The sequence below is a fragment of the Massilia sp. DWR3-1-1 genome, from assembly GCF_049898325.1.
Classification (GTDB): Bacteria; Pseudomonadota; Gammaproteobacteria; order Burkholderiales; family Burkholderiaceae_D; genus JAFCUW01.
In genome coordinates, this window is the sequence record NZ_JAFCXL010000039.1 from 1 (window position 1) to 17,650 (window position 17,650).

Genomic DNA, 17,650 nt, shown 5'->3' on the forward strand with positions numbered 1-17,650 from the left:
CGTGAAACGATATTACGCCGATGATAGTGCTGCAACCAGTGTGAAAGTAGGTTATCGTCAGGCTAGTTATAGTGAGAAAACCCCGTACAGCGATGTGCGGGGTTTTTTTACGTCTGGCGTTCACCAGATGGCACTCACCTTAGGCCACTTTCTCCCAATCGAGCCCGAAGCGCGCCAGGTATTTTTTCAGGCGGTCCGCATCGTTCGGCTTCGACTTGGCATCGCGCGAGACGGCAAACAGCTTGCGTCCTGCATCGGACAAGGATTTGGATTGCCGGCATACGCGCAGCACGAGCTCGAGCTGCGCCCCATCGAACAAGTCGATAGCGCCAATGCCCAGTGCTGCCAGATTGGCCTCGCATTGTTCATTTTCTTTGCCATGCGGTGGCTGATGGTGGCGCCACAACTGGCGCAGCCGGCCGATTTCCGCCTCGACGACGCTCTCGCCGATGCTGGCGTCGCTGGCCAGGGTCGCCATGCGCGTCACCGCTGCCGCCAGGTCGCGGAAATTGCCCGTCCAGGGCGCTTCATCGGAGGTGGCAAATGCCATGAAGCGCTCGCGTGCCTCCCGATTGAAGCGCACTTTGCTGCCGTGCTCGGCGGCATGCTGCGCCAGCAGAAATGCCAGATTCGGTGCGATATCCTCCGGGCGCTGCGCCAGTCCCGGCAGCACATAGGTCCACAGATTAATCCGCGCATATAAATCTTCGCGAAAGCGGCCGTTGACGACGTCATCGGACAGATCGCGGTTGGTCCCTGCGATCAATTGAAAATCGCTGTGGACTTCATGATCGCTGCCCATCGGCAAAAAGCGTTTTTCTTCCACCGCCTGGAGCAGCATGGCTTGTTCATCGGGGCCCAGTTCGCCAATTTCGTCGAGAAACAGCACGCCGCGGTGGGCCGAGCGCAGCAAGCCTGGGCGATCGGTGGTGGCGCCCGTGAACGCGCCTTTGACGTGACCAAACAAGGTCGACCCGGCGCCATCGCCGTGCAGGGTGGCGCAATTGAGCTCGACGAACTTGCCGGTAACTTGATGACGGGCTTTTTTCAGTGCGTAGACGCGCCGGGCCAAAAACGATTTCCCGGCGCCTGTCGGCCCCATCAGCAGTAGCGGCGCCTTCGATTTGATGGCGACCCGCTCGATTTCGTCGATCATCGTATTGAAGGCGGGATTGCTGGTGGCGATGCCGGATTTAAGAAAGGCGACGCCTTCGGCCTGCTCCAATGAAAAGCGCTGTGCAATTTGATCGTAGCGCGATAAATCCAGGTCGATCAGCGCGTAATTGCCAGGCGCATTGCTGCCCTGGCGGCGCGGCGGCGAGGTTTGCACCAGGCGGCCGGGGAAAAAACGCGCTTCCGTCATCAGGAACATGCAGATCTGGACCACGTGGGTGCCGGTGGTGATATGAATCCAGTATTCCTCCGGCACGCTCGGTGGCGGCAATCACTTCGTCGAGATCTGCCTGGATGAGTCGGGCGCGGTATGGTTCATGCTGCACTCGGGATCACGTGGCGTCGGCAATGCCATCGGCAGCCACTTCATTGAGCTGGCCAAGCAGGACATGCGGACCCACCTGGTCAACCTGCCCGACCTGGACCTGGCCTATCTGAAGGAAGGTACCGCTCACTACGACGACTACGTGCAGGCGGTGGGCTGGGCGCAGAAGTTCGCCCGGATGAACCGCGAGGTGATGATGCAAAACCTGATTGCGGCGGTGCGCAAGGTGATTGTCAAACCTTTCGAGACGCACATCGAGGCGGTCAACTGCCACCACAACTATGTGCAGAAGGAGCGTCACTTCGGTGAAGACGTGCTGGTCACCCGCAAGGGCGCGGTGTCGGCGCGCGCGGGCGAGCTGGGAATCATTCCCGGCTCGATGGGCGCGCGCAGCTTCATCGTGCGCGGCAAGGGCAATCCGGACAGTTTTAACAGCTGCAGCCACGGCGCCGGCCGCACCATGAGCCGGACCGAGGCGAAGCGCCGTTTCACGCTGGCCGATCAGATCGCGGCGACGCAGGGGGTGGAGTGCCGCAAGGACGCCGCCGTGATCGACGAAATCCCGATGGCGTACAAGGAGATCGACGCGGTCATGCATGCCCAGCGCGACCTGGTCGAGGTGGTCCACACCTTGAAACAGGTGGTTTGCGTCAAAGGATAAGGCAGCGACCACATGGACATCACAAGAAAGCAGACGATGATCGAACTCGATGGCGCAGCCGGTGAAGGCGGCGGCCAGATTTTGCGCAGTGCGCTCACCCTGTCGATCATCACGGGGCAGGCCTTTCGCATCCGCCAGATTCGCGCCGGGCGGCCTAAGCCGGGATTGATGCGCCAGCATCTGGTGGCGGTGCAAGCCGCCGCCGCAATCAGCGGCGCCACGCTCAGCGGGGCCGAACTGCGCTCGCAGGAGCTGAGCTTCGCGCCCACCGCGCTGGCAGGCGGCGACTATGAATTCGCCATCGGCACGGCGGGCAGCTGCACGCTGGTACTGCAAACGCTGATACCGGCACTGTTGATGGCGCCGGTGCCATCAACCGTGCGCATCAGCGGCGGCACGCACAATCCGATGGCGCCGCCGGCGCAATTCCTGCAGCGCGCCTGGTGCGGCGCGCTGGCCAGGATGGGGGCGCGGGTCACTATCGACATTGTGCGCTCGGGCTTTTACCCGGCCGGTGGTGGCCAGCTGCTGGCGACGGTGGCGCCGTGAACCAGCCGCCAGCCACTCGCGCTCACCGAACGGGGATCGCGTATCGGCGGCTATGCCGAAAGTATCATCGCTGGCGTCGCTGCCCACGTCGCCGAGCGCGAACTCGAATGCATCGGCGCCGGCATGGGCTGGAGCGGCGAGCGTCTCCACACCTGCATACTGACCAGCGACCAGGGGCCCGGCAATGCGGTTCTTGTCACGCTCTAGCATGAGCACGTGACGGAGGTGTTCGTCGCGTTTGGCGAAAAAATGGTGCGCGCCGATGCGGTGGCGCGCGGCTTGCTGAAAGATGTGCGCCGCTACACCGCGTCGCAGGCGGCGGTGGGCGAGCACCTGGCGGACCAGCTGATGCTGCCGATGGCCATGGCGGGCGGCGGCGCCTTCTCGGCGCTGACGATCTCGCCGCACGCGCGCACCAACGCGGCCGTTATCAGCCGCTTCTTGCCGGTGGCGTTCGCGTTCGAGCAGCGTGCCGGCGCCGTGCTGTGCACGATCAGCGCTGGCCGTTGACGGCGTCGGCGCGCGCGCCGTTGGTGGGGCCGCGGCGGCGGGCCGCCCGCCGCGCCGCCATCGGAAACGCAAACCACATGACGATTAGCAGGATGAAAGTGATGACGGCGCCGATCACGCTGGCCGACACCAGTGCCGTGGCAGTGTAGATGACGGTGAACATGTCCAGGCCGAGGCCGATGGCCAGGCAGGCCAGCGCCGTGCGGATCATGCGGGTCGACGCCACCAGCATGTGCGGCGTGACGTAATCGTGCCCCACGTAGCGGTAGTAGACGGCCGGCGTGACGATCAGGGCGACGGCGATGATCACCATGCTCAGGCTGATCAGATGACAGTCCTTGGCGAACTCGGGCAGCTCGGCGAAGCGCTGGTTGAACACCACGATGGTCTGAAAGCCGAACAGGGCCTGGATACCGGGCAGGATGACCCGGGTTTCCTCGATGATGTTGCGCATCTCTTCGTGCAGGTCGGCGTGGCTGATGGTTGCGGTCTCGGTCGTCATACGCAGACGGTAACCGCAATTGCATGCCATCGCAACCGCGCACGATAAGAAAACGATTTACCCTGGAGCGCGCGCCGCTGTCCTGAGCGCGACCAGGGCGTCGAGCAGGGGCCGGCTGGCATCGGCCAGCCGGTCCAGGCTCGCTTCGCGCAGCGCCGCCGTGTCGACGGTGTTGTCCGAATCGAGCCCGGCCCAGCGTAGCAGCGCCGCGCACGCCTGCGGCGTGTCGAACAGGCCATGCAGATAGGTGCCGAGCACCTGGCCGTCGGCCGAGAGCGCGCCTTCCGCGCGGCCGTCGATGACAAATGCCGGCAGCGCCAGCGCGGCACCGCGCGAGGTGCCCATGTGGATTTCGTAGCCCGTCACCGGCGCGCCGCTGTCGTCGAAGGCGCAACTGCCACTGACCAGTTGCAGGCGCTTCTCCAGGCCCATCTCGGTCACCATGTCGAGCAGGCCCAGCGCGGCCGATTCGCCGGCGCTGCCCTCGACGCCCAGCGGGTCGAGCACGCTGGCGCCCAGCATCTGAAAGCCGCCGCACACGCCGATCACCTTGCCGCCGTAGCGCAGGTGACGGGCAATCCGTTCCGGCCAGCCTTGCGCGCGCAGCCAGGCCAGGTCGGCGCGCGTGTGCTTGCTGCCGGGGAGGATGATCAGATCGGCGGGCGGAATCGCTTCTCCCTGGCGCACGAAGCGCAGGTCGACGTCGGGGTGCGCGCGCAGGGCGTCGAAGTCGGTGTGATTGCTCATGCGCGGCAAACTTGGCACGATCACCCGGAAGGCGCCCGTCGACGCCTGCACCGGCTGCACCGCGTCTTCGGCATCGAGGAACAGGCCATGCAGATAGGGCAGCACCGCCAGCACCGGCTTGCCGGTTTGGGCCTCGAGCCAGTCGAGGCCCGGTTCGAGCAGCTTGATATCGCCGCGAAATCGGTTGATGACAAAGCCGATGGTGCGCGCGCGTTCGCTCTCGGACAGGCAGGACAGGGTGCCGACGATGTGGGCGAACACGCCGCCGCGGTCGATGTCGGCCACCAGCACCACCGGGCAATCGACCGCTTCGGCAAAGCCCATGTTGGCGATGTCGCGATCGCGCAAATTGATCTCGGCGGGACTGCCCGCACCCTCGACGATGACGGCCTCGTACTGCGCGCTCAGGCGCTGGTGCGATTCGAGCACCGCCCCCATGGCGATGGTCTTGTACTGGTGGTAGTCGCGCGCATTCATCTCGGCGCGCACCTTGCCATGAATGATGATCTGGGCGCCCGTGTCGCTCGATGGTTTGAGCAGCACCGGGTTCATGTCGGTGGTGGGCGCCACGCCGGCGGCCATCGCCTGCAGGGCCTGGGCGCGGCCGATCTCGCCGCCGTCGGCGGTCACCGCGCTGTTCAGGGCCATGTTCTGCGGCTTGAACGGCGCCACCCGTACGCCTTCCTGCTTGAGCAGGCGGCACAGGGCCGCCACCACCGTGGTTTTGCCGGCGTCCGAGGTGGTGCCCTGCACCATCAGCGTGGAATAGGGAAAGTGCATATCAGTTCCCCCGGCGCTGGCGCGCCACATCGAGTTTTTCGCACAGCGCGGCGGTGCCGGGCACCATCCGCGGTCCGGCGCGGTTGAGCAGCTCGCCGTCGAGGGTAAACAGATTGTCGCGTTTGACCGCCTGCATGCCAGGATACTGGCGCCACAGATTGACGCCGCCATAGTTCTTTTCGCTGGTGCCGAAGATCGCCTCCGGGTCTTCCTGCAAGACCGCCTCGACCCCGACCACCGGCGCCGTGACGGACAGCGCGCCAAAGACGTTGACGCCGCCGCACAAGCGCATGGCGTCGCTGACGATCGAGCCATTGCTCAAGGTGTAAAGGGGCTTGTCCCAGACCTGGTAGAACAGCCGCACGGGCGAGCGCTTGCCGTACTTTTGCGCCAGCGCGGCGAACTGGCCGCGCACGTCGGCGGCGACGGCATTGGCCACATTCTCGGTGCCCATCAGCTGGCCCAGGCGAATCAGGCTATCGGCGATGCCGTCGAGTTTTTTCGGCTCGCTGTGAAAAATCGGCACGTTCAGCTTGCGCAGCAGGTCGACCTGGCGCGCGGAGCTGCCGTGCAGCCAGACCACGATCAGGTCCGGCTTCAGGGCGATCACCCGTTCGAGGTCGACCTGGCGGTTGTCACCGATGCGCGGCAGCAGTTTCGCCGCCGCCGGATAGTCGCTGTAGCTGACCGCGCCGACGATCCTGTCGCCGCCGCCGGCCGCGTACAGCAGTTCGGTCACATGGGGCGCCATGGCGATGATGCGCTGCGCCGGTTTTTTGAGCGTGATGAGATTGCCGTCGTCGTCGCGCACGCTGATGTCGGCATGGGCGGCGCCGGCAAACAGCGCCAGCAGCGCGGCCAAAATGATGGGGGAGGGTTTGATCATCGGTGCTTCCATTCATGAAGTGCGGTGTGCAGCCGCTGCCAGGCGGCAGGGTCGGGCGGCAGGCCAAGGCGGATGCCGCGTGCGGCGTGCTGAAACAGGCGGACCCAGATGCCCCGTTCGGCCATGTGCTGCCAGAACGCTTCGGCTTGCGCCTCGGGCCACCATTGAAACAGGGGCGTGCCGGTGGCCTCGATGCCGTGGTCATCGAGTAGCTGTGTCAGGCGGGCGCTGGACCCGGCCAGGCGCTGGCGGCTGGCGCGCTGCCAGGGCTGATCGCGCAGGGCGGCAATGGCGATATGCTGTGCCGGCCCGCTGATGGTCCACGGCCCCAGCAGATCGGCCAGGCGCAGCAGCAGGGCCGGTTCGGCGCCGACAAAGCCAAGACGGATGCCGGCCAGGCCGAAAAATTTTCCGATCGAACGCAGCACGATGATGCCTGGCCGGTCGGCAAAGGCGGCGATGCTGTGGTCCGTGCAGGTATCGGCAAACGCTTCATCGACCACCAGCTGGCCGCCGCGCGCGGCCAGCTGCTGCGCCCAGGCGAGCAACTGCGCGCGCGGCACGCTGGCGCCGGTCGGATTGTTCGGGTTGCAGACCACCACCACATCGCTGTGCGCCACCGCGCCTTCGAGTTCGGCATACGCCACCTGGGTCAGGCTGTGGCCATGGCCTGCCCAGTGGTGGGCATGCTCGGCATAGGACGGCGCCGCCACCGTCACCCGCGCCGGAGCGCGCAGGCGCGGCAAGGCCTGGATGGCGGCCTGGGTGCCGGCCACCGCCAGCAGGCAGGGCGCGCCGTAAAAGGCGCGGGCGGCGTCCAGCAGCGCCGGATCGGCTTCCGGCAAACGATGCCAGGCATCGTCCGGCACGACAGGCGCCGGGTAGCCGTGCGGGTTGATGCCGGTCGACAGATCGATCCAGTGTTCGCCGCCGAAGCGGCGCATGGCCTCGCGCAGATTGCCGCCGTGTTCAAGCATGGAGGACCTCCAACAGCGCCGCGCCGGCCAGCGCGAGGCCAATCCACAGGGCGGTGGTGCGCGCCACCAGGGCCCAGGCGCGGGCGATATCGGCGCCGCTGGCGGCGACCCCGTGGCCGAGCGGTGCGCGTTGCTCGATGGTGCCATCGTAGCTGGCGGCGCCGCCCAGTTCAATGCCCAGCGCACCGGCGCCGCTGGCCATCACGGGGCCGGCGTTCGGGCTGCTCCACAAGGGCGCTTGCATGCGCCAGCACAGCCAGGCGCGCCGTTTCGCCTGCCAGCCGGGCGCCAGCAACATATAAGAGAGCGCGGTCAGCCGCGCCGGAACCAGGTTGAGCAGATCGTCCAGGCGCGCGGCCACGCAGCCGAACTGCAGGTAGCGCGTGCTGCGATAGCCCCACATGGCGTCGAGCGTATTGGCCGCGCGGAACAGCACCGCGCCCGGCGCGCCGGCCACGGCGAACCAGAACAGGGCGCCGAATACGGCGTCATTGCCGTTTTCCAGCAGCGATTCGGTGCTCGCCTTGGCCAGCGCGTTTTCGCTGGCGCCGCTGGTGTCGCGGCTGACGATGCGGGCGGTGAGCCGGCGCGCGCCGGGCAGATCGCGACGCGCCAGCGCGGCGGCGATCGGCAAATTGTGTTCGCGCAGGCTGCGCAGGCCCAGGCAGACATACAGCAGCAGTGCGTGCGCAAGATAGTTGAGCCAGGGCGCCGTTGGCAGCCACACCAGCAGCAGCGCCAATGCGGTCGGCGGCGTCACCGCCAGCAGCCATGCCAGCGCGCCGCGCGCGACGCGGGCATGGCCCAGGTTCAGGCGCCGCTCGAGCCACATGGCCCAGTTGCCAAAGCCGACCAGCGGATGCCAGCGGCGCGCTTCGCCCAGCAGCACATCGAGCAGCACGCCGGCCGCCAGCAGCAGCGCCAGCGCGCTCACGCCAAGGCCGCTCAGCACGGGCCGCCCTTCAGGTACAGGGGCAGGCCGGCGGCGATGAACACGGCGTCATCGCAGAGGGCGGCCATGGTCTGGTTCAGCCGGCCCTGTTCATCCATGAAGCGGCGCGATATCGCCCCCATCGGCATCAAGCCCAGGCCCACCTCGTTCGATACCAGCACGACGTCGCTGGCGCAGCGCGCCAAGGCGCTCGCCAGCATGTCCTGCTGTTCATCAAATTGCGCCGGCACGGTGATCGTTCCCACGTCGGGATAGCTGTCACCGCCGCTAAACAGCAGATTGCTCAGCCAGAGTGTCAGGCAATCGACCAGGATCAGGCGTTCGGGCGAGGACCAGCGCAGCAACTGGTTGCCCAGCGCCAGCGGCTCTTCCACCGTGGTCCATTCGGGCGGGCGCGCGGCGCGGTGGTGGGCGATGCGCGCGGCCATTTCGCCGTCGCCGGCGGTGGCGGTGGCCAGGTAGACGACCTCCTTGCCGGAATCGATCGCCAGCCGCTCGGCAAACGCGCTCTTGCCGGAACGGGCGCCGCCCAGCACCAGGGTGCGCCTCATGGCGCGCCAGCGGAAAACAGCGCTGCCACGGCGGCCGGATTGGACGGGAAGTAGGCGTGAAAATACGAGGCCGTCAGCGCGCCGCAACGATACACGGCCTCGCCCGCAGCGCCCGAGGGGTGCTTGACCGTGCTGGCGGCGGGCGCCAGGCTGGTGCTCAGGGTCGAATAGTGAAAGGTGTGGCCGCGCAAGGGGCCGTGCGCGGTCTCCAGTGCCTGCGAACCCAGTCCGGCCAGCCTGGCCTGCATGGTCACGGTGCCCGCCATCACGCCCGCCATCGGCCAGACGACGCCGGCCTGGTCGGACAGCGACTCGGCCAGCGCCATCATGCCGCCGCATTCGGCCACGATCGGCAAGCCGGCGGCGTGCGCGGCGCGGATCGATGCCTGCCACGCGCTCGCATGCGAGAGCGCCGCCGCATGCAGTTCCGGATAGCCACCCGGCAGGTAGACGGCGTCTGCCTCGGGCGGCACCGCCTGGTTTGCCAGCGGCGAGAAGAAGCACAGGGTCGCGCCCAACTCCTCCAGGGTGGCCAGGTTGGCGGGGTAGATGAACAAAAAGGCGGCATCGCGCGCGACGGCGATGGTGCGACCGGCCAGCAGCGGCGCCGGCGCCGCCAGCGCAGTCTCAAGCGGCAGGCGCACGGGCGGCAGCGCGTCCCATGCGGCATCGTCAAACGCGAGCTGTTCGGCCAGGCTGTCGAGCAGGGCGTCGATGGCGCTCACTTCGCCCGGCACCACCAGTCCCAGGTGACGCTCCGGCAGCGAGGCGGCCTGGCGCGGCAGGGTCGCCAGCAGGGGGATATCGCGCAGCGATGCCGCCACCATGCTGGCGTGGCCGGCGCTGGCGACCCGGTTGGCGGTGACGCCGGCCATCGCCACGGGGCCGTAGTCGCGCAAGCCCAGCGCCAGCGCGCCAGCCGTCTGCGCCATCGCACTGACGTCGATCACCGCCATCACCGGCACGCCGAAGGCGCGCGCCAGGTCGGCCGAGGAGGGCGTGCCGTCATACAGGCCCATCACCCCTTCGATCAGGATGACGTCCGCTTGCGCGCCTGCCTGCGCCAGCAGGCGCCGGCAGGCGTCGATGCCGACCACCCACAGGTCGAGCGACTCGACCGGCGCGCCGCTGGCCCGCTCGAGGATCATGGGGTCGATGAAATCCGGTCCGCACTTGAACACACGCACGCGCTTGCCCTGACGCGCCAGCTTGCGCGCCAGCGCCGCAGTGACGGTGGTCTTGCCCTGGCCGGACGCCATTGCCGTCACCAGGAGCGCTTTCACTTCGACGCTCGCGGGCATCACCATTCGGTTCCCGCCTGGGCGCCGATGCCGGCCTTGAAGGCATGCTTGACGACGGCCATTTCGGTGACGGTGTCGGCGATGTCGATCAGTTCCTGCGGCGCGCCGCGGCCGGTGACGACGACGTGCTGCATGACGGGCCGCGCCAGCAAATCGGCGATGACGACGTCGACGTCGAGGTAGCGGTATTTCAGGGCGATGTTGAGCTCATCGAGCAGGACCAGGCCGATGGTGGGATCGGCCAGAAACAGCTTGGCCTGCTCCCATGCCAGCAGGGCCTTTTCGATATCGCGCTCGCGGTTTTGCGTGTTCCAGGTATAGCCTTCGCCCATCGCGTGAAACTGCACCTCGTCGGGAAAGCGGCGCAGGAATTTTTCCTCGCCCGTCTCCAGCGCGCCTTTGATGAACTGCACCACGCCCACTTTCATGCCGTGGCCCATGGCGCGCATCACCATGCCCAGGCCGCTCGAGCTCTTGCCCTTGCCATTGCCGTTGTTGACGATGATGATGCCGATCGCTTTGTCGGCGGCGGCGATCTTCGCGTCGATGATGGCTTTTTTGCGCTCCATGCGCACGCGGTGGCGCTCGTTCAAGGCCAGGGTGTCGGCGGAGGGAAGTGCTGCGGTCGGTTGGCTCATGCTTGGTCCTCGGAGGGAATGAAAATACGGCGGCTGCCGTGCTCGATGATGTCGATCGGGTGGCCCAGGTAGTCGCCCAGCAGATCGGCGCGCATCACCTGTTCCTTGGGACCGGCCAGCCAGCGGCCGTCACCCATCAGCAGCAGGGCGTGGGTCGAGACGCGATGCGCCAGGGTCAGGTCGTGGCCGATCATGACGACGGTCTTGTTGTGTTCACGGCACAGGCCCGCCAGCAGCGCCATGATCGACACCTGGTGCGCCAGGTCGAGCGCGTTGGCCGGTTCGTCGAGCAGCAGCAGCGGGGTGTCCTGGGCCAGCATGGCGGCGATTGCCACCCGCTGGCGCTCGCCGCCGGACAGGGTGCGCACATCGCGCTCGGCCAGCGCCGCCACCTCCATCGCGTGCAGCGCGCGCAGGGCGATCGCATGGTCGTCGCTCCCTTCCCAGTAGCGATTGCCGTGGTAGGGGTGGCGCGCCGACAGCACTGTTTCGATGACGCTGTAGGCAAACGCGTCGCTGCGGCTTTGCGCCAGGAAGGCGCGCTGGCGCGCCAGTTCCGGCAGCGGCCAGTCGGCCAGTGTCCGTCCGTCCAGCGCGACGTGGCCGCCATCGATCGAGCGCAAGCCCGCCAGGGTGCGCAGCAAGGTGCTCTTGCCGGCGCCATTGCGGCCGATGACACTCCAGCATTCGCCGTCGTTGACCTGCCAATTGAGGTCGTCGACCAGCACGCGCTGGCCCGCCTTCAAACAAAGATGGTGTGTGCTGATCATGGTGGGTTTATCTCCGCAGCCGGTGCAACTGGAACAGGAACACGGGCGCGCCGATCAACGCCGTGACCACGCCGACGGGCAACTGCTGGGGCGCGATGGCCGTTCTTGCCAGGGTGTCGGCCATGACCAGGAAGGCGCCGCCGGCCAGCGCCGCCGCGGGAATGAGCACCCGATGGTCGGGGCCGACGATAAAGCGGATGGCGTGCGGCACGATCAGGCCGACGAAGCCGATGCTGCCGGCGGTGGTGACGGCGCTGGCGGTGAGCAGGCCGGAGATAAAAAACAGGCTCTTGCGCAGCGGGCCCACCCGCACGCCCAGGGTCGCCGCGTTCTCCGCATGCAGCGCCATCACGTTCATCGAGCGGGCGCTGAACAGGGCGAACAGCAGGGCGCCGGCCAGCACCAGCCACGGCAACAGCCGCAGGGGGGCGCCGGCCAGGTCGCCGATCATCCAGAAAATCATGCTGCGCAGGCGGCTCTCGGGCGCGATCGACAGCATCAAGGTCACCATCGCCATGCAGGCCGATGCCAGGATCACGCCCGTCAGCAGCAGCATCGCGCTGCCGCCTTCGGCCGCGGTGCCGCCGCGCAGGTCGCGCCGCGCCAGCAGATACAGCAGGGCCGAGATGAGCACCGCGCCGCCAAACGCGGCCGCGTCGACCATCCAGGCGGCGCACATGAACAGCAACGCAGCCAGCGCGCCCACCGATGCGCCGGCCGAAATGCCCAGCACGTAGGGATCGGCCAGGGGATTGCGCAGCAGCGCCTGCATCATCACGCCGGCCAGCGAGAGCGCCGCGCCGGTGACAAAGCCGACCGCGGCGCGCGACAGGCGCAGCTCGAGCAGGGTGGCCGCCAGCGAACTGGTGTGACCGTGCAGCAGCTCGCCCAGCGCTGCCGGCATCTCGGTCAGCGGCACCGCGACGGAGCCGGCCACGCCAGAAAAAACCAGGCTGGCCAGCGCGAACACGGTCAGGCCGGTCAGGGTGAGGGTGGCGCGCCGGCGCTGCTGGCGGGAGAAGGAATGCATGGATGCTTTCAAAAATTCGGTATGCGGCGGGTTGTGACCGCTGTGACGGCCCGCGGCCGTCACAGCGTACTTCAATCGCTTGTTAATAACCGTAGCGAATACCGGCAAACACCTTCGAGCCCGGCGTGGCGTAGTTGCGCGCCAGGTCGTACTGCTTGTCGCCGACGTTATTCCAGCGCACCAGCGCCGACCAGTCGCGCGCGAACGTGTAGGTGGCGAACAGGTTGACCAGGCCATAGCCGCCCAGGCGGTTCTTGTTGGCGGCGTCGTCATAACGGTCGCCCGACAGGTCCAGTTCGACGCCGCCCTTCCATGCGCCGATGGTGCTGGTGGCGCTCACGTTGGCGTGCTTGTTCGACCGGCGCGCCAGGCGCAGTTGGCTGGTCTCATCCCGCGGATCCTGCAGGTCGACGCTGGCGGCCAGGTCGACGCCCAGCACGCGCGTGGAACCGGCAACGGTCAGGCCTTCGAGCGTGGCGCGGCTGACGTTGTAGGCGCAACCGAATTTGTACTCGGCCACCCCGAACGGGCAAGGGTTGGTGTTGACCAGCAGGTCGGTCAGGCGGTTGCGGTAGACGCTGGCGCCGAGGGCGTTGACGCCATCGTCGTAGCGCAAGCCCAGTTCCGCATTGCGGCCCTGCTCGGGGCGATTGGCCGGGTTGCCGTACGAGGGGTAATACAGCTCGTTGTAGGTGGGGGCGCGAAAGCTGCTGCCGTAGCTGGCGGTGGCGCGCAGGGCGGCCGAAAAACGGTAGCCGTAGCCGACCGCGCCCGTGTTGTTGCCGCCGTAGACCGATTTGTCGCGCCGCGCGCTGGCGTTGAACAGGTGCGCGCCGCGCCGGGCATTGTACGAAGCGGCAAACGCGTTGGTGCTGCGCGCGCGATTGAGGGCGGCGGCGCCGTTGGTCGAAACGTCTTCCTCGCGGTGGTCATACAGCAGTTGCAGCATGTCGGCGCCGATCTGCACGTCGTTCTGCCAGCTGAAATTGTTCTGGGTGCTGTCGATTTGCGAGTAGCCGCTGGCGGCGGCGCTGCTGTAGTTGGCGCCCTTGTCGCGGCTTTGCGCGAACTGCAGCAGGCTGGTCCAGCCTGGCGTCAGGCGCGCCTTGGCGAAGACGGCGGCGTTCGACAGTTCCGCTTCGGCGCGCACATCGTAGGCGGTGGCGCCGCTGTCGTATTGGGCATCGAGTTTGCTGTGCAAAAGCTGCGCGCCCACCTCGTAGCCATCGGCCAGCTGGTAGCGCAGTTGGGCGGCGACATTGGCCTTGTCATAGCCGTCGCGGTCGGCGTTGTAGCTGCTGCTGCCGGGACGGGTGGCCGAGAAGCCCGTCGATTTTTCCTTGCCGGCGCTGATGGCGTAGCTCAAGCTGTGCTCCCCGCCGGTGGCGCCCGAGACGCTGGCGTCGAATGCGCGCGTGCTGTCGCTGCCGAAGCCGGCCAACGCCGTCATGCGCGGTGCGCCCTTGCCGGTGCGGGTGAAAATCTGGATCACGCCGCCGACCGCATCGGCGCCGTACATCGAGCTCAAGGGCCCGTAGACGATTTCGATGTGGTCGATGGCGCTCAGGGGGATGGCGCTCCAGTTGGCCGCGCCCGTGGTGGATGAGCCGATGCGCACGCCATCGACGAGCACGATGTTCTGGTTGCTGTTGGCGCCCCGGATGAAGACGCTGGCGCTGGTGCCGGCGCCGCCGTTGCGGGCCACTTCGATGCCGCGTTGGCGCTGCAGCAGGTCGATGACGGAACCGGCGCCTGATTCGGCGATCTGTTCGGCGCTGATGGTGACGCTGTCGCTGATGACGTCGGCCAGCGCCTGCGGGCTGCGGGTGGCGGTGACGAGGACGGTGGCGGCGGGTGCGGGTGCGGATTCGGCGTGGATGGCCGGAGCGGCCATCGCCAACGCCAGTGACGCCAGGGCGGCGTTACGGGAAGTACGTGATGTCATGATTATTTTCTGTTGTAGGCAACCGGCCGACGTCCCCGTGGGCCAGATTGAACAGAAGCGAGCGAACAGCAGAGACGACCAGGAAGCTGCCGGCAGGCCGGCATTGTCCGTGTCGCGCACATCCCGTTCGCTCACTTCCACCTGTCTTGGCCGGTATCCGGGCTGGCAAGTTAGACCCTCTCACCTTCCCATGCCGAGGCACAGTGGTTGTCAGAGAGGGTTTGTCGCGCTCTGTTGCGACACTTGCTGACCGTTGCGGGGGCAGCACACGCAGGCGTTCAAATGAAGGCTTCGTGTTTCCCGTTTAACTGCGCGTCAGGACAGACGCGCGAGCACCAAAACGCGCCCATTATACGGCGTTGCGGCGTCACGGGCGGCGCCGGCGTATCAAAATCGCATGGTGACGATGCCGCCGTAGTCGATCCGGTGCGGCGTGGCGGCCGCTTGCAGCGCGATGGCCGCCAGCGCGCCCTCGCCCGGCGGCGCCCCGTGCAGGCCGGCGCGCTCGATGGCGGCGAGCAGGCGGATGGTGCCGGCGTGGCAGACGACGACGGCGTCGGACACCTGCGCGCGCCGCAGCGCATCGACAAAGTCGGCCACCCTGCGCGCCACCTGCAGCACCGTCTCGCCGCCGCCCGGCGCGTAGTGGACCAGGTCGGCCGTCCAGGCGTCGATCTCAGCGCGCGCGATGGCGTCCCACGGGCGCAGTTCCCAGGCGCCGAAATCCATTTCGGCCAGGCGGGGCTCGAGAAGCGGCGGCGGCAGACCCCATTGCGCCGCCAGCGCCATGCTCAATGCCGTGCAACGCTGCAGGGGGCTCGACACCATGTGGATGTGCGCGCCGTGCGGCAGCGATTGCGCCAGATTCGCCAGCGCCGCGCGCAGCGCCGCCGGGTCGACGGGAATATCGCTGCTGCCGTAGCACAGGCCGGCCGCGACCGCCGGCGCCGGATGGCGTACCGCGATCAGTCGCATGTCAGGCCGCCAGCGCGCCGCGGCCGAAAGTGGCCAGCACGCCCAGGTAGATCATCACTTCGCTGGCCTGCTGCACGGCGCCCAGGCAGTCGCCCGTGTAGCCGCCGATGCGGCGCGCGAACAGGCGCGCCAGCCACAGCGTGGCGGCGAGCGCGGCCAGCGCGCCGGCGCCGATCGACCAGCCGCCCAGCGCGCCCGATGCGATCACGGCGGCGACAGCGACGGCGGTGCTGACGGTGGCGATGACGAATTCGCCGCCGTGCATGGTCTGGGCCAATGGCTTGGCCTTGCCTTCGGCGCGGGCGTAGTCCATCCGCCAGATCAGCGACGTCGCCATCAGGCGGGAGAGCGGGTGGGCGACGAACAGGGCGCCGATCGCCGCCGTCGGCGGCAGGAAGGCCAGCGCCGCGCACTTCGTGCCGAGCATGCACACGGTGCCGATCGCACCGTAGGCGCCGATGCGCGAATCCTTCATGATCTCGAGCACCCGTTCGACCGTCATGCCGCCACCGAAGCCGTCGCACATGTCGGCAAAGCCGTCTTCATGAAAGGCGCCGGTGGCGTAGATGCCGGCGGCGGTCGAGACCAGCACCGCCACCGGCGCCGGCAGCACCAGGGCGGCGAGCGCGTACACGGCCGCCGTCAGCGCCGCCACCACCACGCCGACCAGGGGAAAATAGCGCGCGGCCTGGTTCAGCCAGGCCGCATCGAAACCGACCCAGGCGGGGATCGGCAGGCGCGTAAAAAACTGCAGGGCGGTGAAGAACAGGCGGAGCTGGTGCACGGCTTGTCCTTATTCGCTCTTTTCGCTGACCTGGGCCGAGTCGAACGTGGCCATGTGGGCGAGGAAGTTGACGGCCGCCTGCAGCAGGGGCACGGCGAGGGCGCTACCGGTGCCTTCGCCGAGGCGCAGGTCCAGTTGCAGCAGGGGCTTGACGGTGAGCGCGCCGAGCAGGCGCTGGTGGCCGCTTTCGGCCGAGCAGTGGGCAAACACGCAGTAGTCGAGGATGGCGGGCTGCAGGCGGCTTGCCACCAGCAGGGCGCTGGTGACGATGAAGCCGTCGATGAGCAGGACCTTGCGCAGGGCGGCCGCCTGCAGCATCGCCCCGACCATCATGGCTATTTCCAGTCCGCCGAAGGTGGCCAGCACCTCGAGCGGCGCATCGACACCCGCATGCAGCGCCACCGCGTCCTCGATCACCCGCTGCTTGTGGGTGACGCCGTCCGCCGACAGGCCGGTGCCGGCGCCGACGCATAGAGACACGGGGATGGCACACAACTTGTGCATCAAGGCGGCCGCCGCGGTGGTGTTACCAATGCCCATTTCACCGAAGCCGACAACGTTGCCTTCTACCGCCGCCGCCAGCGCCATGCCCGCCTCGAGGGCGGCGGCGCAGGTGGCGGCGCTCATCGCCGCCTGTTTGGCAAAATTGGCCGTGCCGTTGGCGAGCTTGCGGTCGGTCAGGCCGGTGCGCGGGCCGAAATCGTGGTTGACGCCGGCGTCGATCACTTGCAGGGCGCAGCCGGACTGGGCGGCGAAGACGTTGATGGCCGCGCCGCCAGCCAGGAAGTTTTCCACCATCTGCCAGGTGACGTCCTGCGGGTAGGCCGACACCCCTTCGGCGACGATCCCGTGATCGGCCGCGAACACGAGGATGGCCGGTCGGTCGATGGTGGGCGCGCTGGTGTGTTGGATCAGGCCGATTTGCGTGGCGAGCGACTCCAGTACGCCCAGGCTGCCCAGCGGCTTGGTCTTGTGGTTGATGGCGTGTTCGAGGCGGGCGGCGAGGTCCGCATTGGCGGTGGGGGCGAGCTGAGGAATCATGGTGTGGATCTGCTGGTAAATTGACAAATTGGCTATAAAAAAACCCCCGCTAAGATAGCACAGCGAAAATGAACAATTACTTCTTGCCTGTCAGCGCCGAGCTTTGCTATAGTTCGCCTCCCCGAGAAATTGGTTAACAAAAACAAGAACTTGGGGCCGTTTGTAAGAACGGCGACACAAAAAAGAGGTTGACGAGAAACGCGAAACGCTGCATAATCTCACCTCTCTGCTGCAACGAACACAACGCTTCGTACCGCACAGTAAGCAACACCGAATAAAGTTCTTTAACAATTAACAGTCGATAAGTGTGGGCGTTTGATGAAAGTGCCAGTGACTTCGGTCACTGAAGACTTAAATTATCAAATGTTCACAAAAAAGAAATATAGGTGCTTCGCAAGAAGTGGCCTGTCAGTATTTTGAGTGAGCGAATTCGTACCAATGGGACGAATTCGGGCCGAAAGGTCCGACAAACAGAGATTGAACTGAAGAGTTTGATCCTGGCTCAGATTGAACGCTGGCGGCATGCCTTACACATGCAAGTCGAACGGCAGCA

Annotated in this window: 15 protein-coding genes, 1 rRNA gene, 2 pseudogenes and 1 riboswitch; of the genes and pseudogenes, 3 read left to right on the forward strand and 15 right to left on the reverse strand. The window is 66.9% G+C overall.

What is annotated here, in order from left to right:
* Window positions 1–139: 139 nt before the first annotated feature.
* Complete coding sequence (rtcR, locus tag ACP7EY_RS23105) at window positions 140–1,444, reverse strand: RNA repair transcriptional activator RtcR (RefSeq protein ID WP_426197607.1); 1,305 nt, start codon at window positions 1,442–1,444, stop codon at window positions 140–142.
* On the opposite strand from rtcR, the pseudogene ACP7EY_RS23110 reads away from it, so the two are divergent.
* Both ACP7EY_RS23110 and rtcA read left to right on the forward strand, forming a co-directional pair.
* Window positions 1,425–2,159 (forward strand): annotated as a pseudogene (locus ACP7EY_RS23110) (RtcB family protein); the annotation flags it as partial. The gene rtcR and the pseudogene ACP7EY_RS23110 sit on opposite strands and share 20 nt — an antisense overlap.
* 36 nt (window positions 2,160–2,195) lie before the next feature.
* Window positions 2,196–3,218 (forward strand): annotated as a pseudogene (gene rtcA, locus ACP7EY_RS23115) (RNA 3'-terminal phosphate cyclase).
* Here the strand turns inward: rtcA and ACP7EY_RS23120 are convergent.
* The 14 genes from ACP7EY_RS23120 to cobT all read right to left on the reverse strand — a co-directional run bounded on the left by ACP7EY_RS23120 (window position 3,202) and on the right by cobT (window position 17,097).
* Entirely contained in the window at window positions 3,202–3,720 is a 519-nt protein-coding gene (locus ACP7EY_RS23120; RefSeq protein WP_426197608.1) for a DUF6328 family protein, read from the reverse strand. The pseudogene rtcA and the gene ACP7EY_RS23120 sit on opposite strands and share 17 nt — an antisense overlap.
* Window positions 3,721–3,777: 57 nt before the next feature.
* Window positions 3,778–5,247 (reverse strand): cobyric acid synthase, encoded by a 1,470-nt coding sequence (locus ACP7EY_RS23125; RefSeq protein WP_426197609.1) that lies wholly within the window; start codon window positions 5,245–5,247, stop codon window positions 3,778–3,780.
* 1 nt (window position 5,248) lies between these two features.
* The gene (locus ACP7EY_RS23130; RefSeq protein ID WP_426197610.1) at window positions 5,249–6,133 is read right to left on the reverse strand and encodes a cobalamin-binding protein; all 885 of its coding nucleotides are present in this window, start codon (window positions 6,131–6,133) and stop codon (window positions 5,249–5,251) included.
* Window positions 6,130–7,110 (reverse strand): threonine-phosphate decarboxylase CobD, encoded by a 981-nt coding sequence (gene cobD, locus ACP7EY_RS23135; protein ID WP_426197611.1) that lies wholly within the window; start codon window positions 7,108–7,110, stop codon window positions 6,130–6,132. The genes ACP7EY_RS23130 and cobD overlap by 4 nt, the downstream gene beginning before the upstream one ends.
* Window positions 7,103–8,062: an adenosylcobinamide-phosphate synthase CbiB gene (gene cbiB / locus ACP7EY_RS23140; RefSeq protein ID WP_426197612.1), complete on the reverse strand. Its 960-nt coding sequence runs from the start codon at window positions 8,060–8,062 to the stop codon at window positions 7,103–7,105. The genes cobD and cbiB overlap by 8 nt, the downstream gene beginning before the upstream one ends.
* The gene (gene cobU / locus ACP7EY_RS23145) at window positions 8,056–8,613 is read right to left on the reverse strand and encodes a bifunctional adenosylcobinamide kinase/adenosylcobinamide-phosphate guanylyltransferase (RefSeq protein ID WP_426197613.1); all 558 of its coding nucleotides are present in this window, start codon (window positions 8,611–8,613) and stop codon (window positions 8,056–8,058) included. Before cobU ends, cbiB begins: the two co-directional genes overlap by 7 nt.
* Entirely contained in the window at window positions 8,610–9,920 is a 1,311-nt protein-coding gene (locus ACP7EY_RS23150) for a cobyrinate a,c-diamide synthase (protein WP_426197614.1), read from the reverse strand. Before ACP7EY_RS23150 ends, cobU begins: the two co-directional genes overlap by 4 nt.
* The gene (gene cobO, locus ACP7EY_RS23155; RefSeq protein ID WP_426197615.1) at window positions 9,914–10,552 is read right to left on the reverse strand and encodes a cob(I)yrinic acid a,c-diamide adenosyltransferase; all 639 of its coding nucleotides are present in this window, start codon (window positions 10,550–10,552) and stop codon (window positions 9,914–9,916) included. The genes ACP7EY_RS23150 and cobO overlap by 7 nt, the downstream gene beginning before the upstream one ends.
* On the reverse strand, window positions 10,549–11,322 hold the full coding sequence (locus ACP7EY_RS23160; RefSeq protein WP_426197616.1) for an ABC transporter ATP-binding protein: 774 nt from the start codon (window positions 11,320–11,322) through the stop codon (window positions 10,549–10,551). Before ACP7EY_RS23160 ends, cobO begins: the two co-directional genes overlap by 4 nt.
* A gap of 7 nt (window positions 11,323–11,329) precedes the next feature.
* A complete protein-coding gene (locus ACP7EY_RS23165) occupies window positions 11,330–12,352 on the reverse strand; it encodes a FecCD family ABC transporter permease (protein ID WP_426197617.1) in 1,023 nt (340 codons plus the stop codon).
* Between the two features lie 82 nt (window positions 12,353–12,434).
* Window positions 12,435–14,297, reverse strand: a complete 1,863-nt coding sequence (locus ACP7EY_RS23170) for a TonB-dependent receptor domain-containing protein (RefSeq protein ID WP_426197618.1) — start codon at window positions 14,295–14,297, stop codon at window positions 12,435–12,437.
* A gap of 131 nt (window positions 14,298–14,428) precedes the next feature.
* Window positions 14,429–14,652, reverse strand: a riboswitch (cobalamin riboswitch).
* Between the two features lie 32 nt (window positions 14,653–14,684).
* Window positions 14,685–15,272, reverse strand: coding sequence for a histidine phosphatase family protein (locus ACP7EY_RS23175; protein ID WP_426197619.1), 588 nt, complete (start codon window positions 15,270–15,272; stop codon window positions 14,685–14,687).
* 1 nt (window position 15,273) lies between these two features.
* On the reverse strand, window positions 15,274–16,056 hold the full coding sequence (locus ACP7EY_RS23180) for an adenosylcobinamide-GDP ribazoletransferase (RefSeq protein ID WP_426197620.1): 783 nt from the start codon (window positions 16,054–16,056) through the stop codon (window positions 15,274–15,276).
* 9 nt (window positions 16,057–16,065) lie between these two features.
* The gene (cobT, locus tag ACP7EY_RS23185) at window positions 16,066–17,097 is read right to left on the reverse strand and encodes a nicotinate-nucleotide--dimethylbenzimidazole phosphoribosyltransferase (RefSeq protein WP_426197621.1); all 1,032 of its coding nucleotides are present in this window, start codon (window positions 17,095–17,097) and stop codon (window positions 16,066–16,068) included.
* 479 nt (window positions 17,098–17,576) lie between these two features.
* Between cobT and ACP7EY_RS23190 the strand changes: the two genes are divergently transcribed.
* A 16S ribosomal RNA gene (locus ACP7EY_RS23190) occupies window positions 17,577–17,650 on the forward strand; the annotation flags it as partial.

What these genes read in the sequence shown, in the direction of transcription:
- ACP7EY_RS23120 (WP_426197608.1), bottom strand. Translation starts at nt 3,720, where the DNA reads ATGACGACCGAGACCGCAACCATCAGCCACGCCGACCTGCACGAAGAG.
- ACP7EY_RS23125 (WP_426197609.1), bottom strand. Translation starts at nt 5,247, where the DNA reads ATGCACTTTCCCTATTCCACGCTGATGGTGCAGGGCACCACCTCGGAC.
- ACP7EY_RS23130 (WP_426197610.1), bottom strand. Translation starts at nt 6,133, where the DNA reads ATGATCAAACCCTCCCCCATCATTTTGGCCGCGCTGCTGGCGCTGTTT.
- cobD (WP_426197611.1), bottom strand. Translation starts at nt 7,110, where the DNA reads ATGCTTGAACACGGCGGCAATCTGCGCGAGGCCATGCGCCGCTTCGGC.
- cobU (WP_426197613.1), bottom strand. Translation starts at nt 8,613, where the DNA reads ATGAGGCGCACCCTGGTGCTGGGCGGCGCCCGTTCCGGCAAGAGCGCG.
- ACP7EY_RS23150 (WP_426197614.1), bottom strand. Translation starts at nt 9,920, where the DNA reads ATGGTGATGCCCGCGAGCGTCGAAGTGAAAGCGCTCCTGGTGACGGCA.
- cobO (WP_426197615.1), bottom strand. Translation starts at nt 10,552, where the DNA reads ATGAGCCAACCGACCGCAGCACTTCCCTCCGCCGACACCCTGGCCTTG.
- ACP7EY_RS23160 (WP_426197616.1), bottom strand. Translation starts at nt 11,322, where the DNA reads ATGATCAGCACACACCATCTTTGTTTGAAGGCGGGCCAGCGCGTGCTG.
- ACP7EY_RS23165 (WP_426197617.1), bottom strand. Translation starts at nt 12,352, where the DNA reads ATGCATTCCTTCTCCCGCCAGCAGCGCCGGCGCGCCACCCTCACCCTG.
- ACP7EY_RS23170 (WP_426197618.1), bottom strand. Translation starts at nt 14,297, where the DNA reads ATGACATCACGTACTTCCCGTAACGCCGCCCTGGCGTCACTGGCGTTG.
- ACP7EY_RS23175 (WP_426197619.1), bottom strand. Translation starts at nt 15,272, where the DNA reads ATGCGACTGATCGCGGTACGCCATCCGGCGCCGGCGGTCGCGGCCGGC.
- cobT (WP_426197621.1), bottom strand. Translation starts at nt 17,097, where the DNA reads ATGATTCCTCAGCTCGCCCCCACCGCCAATGCGGACCTCGCCGCCCGC.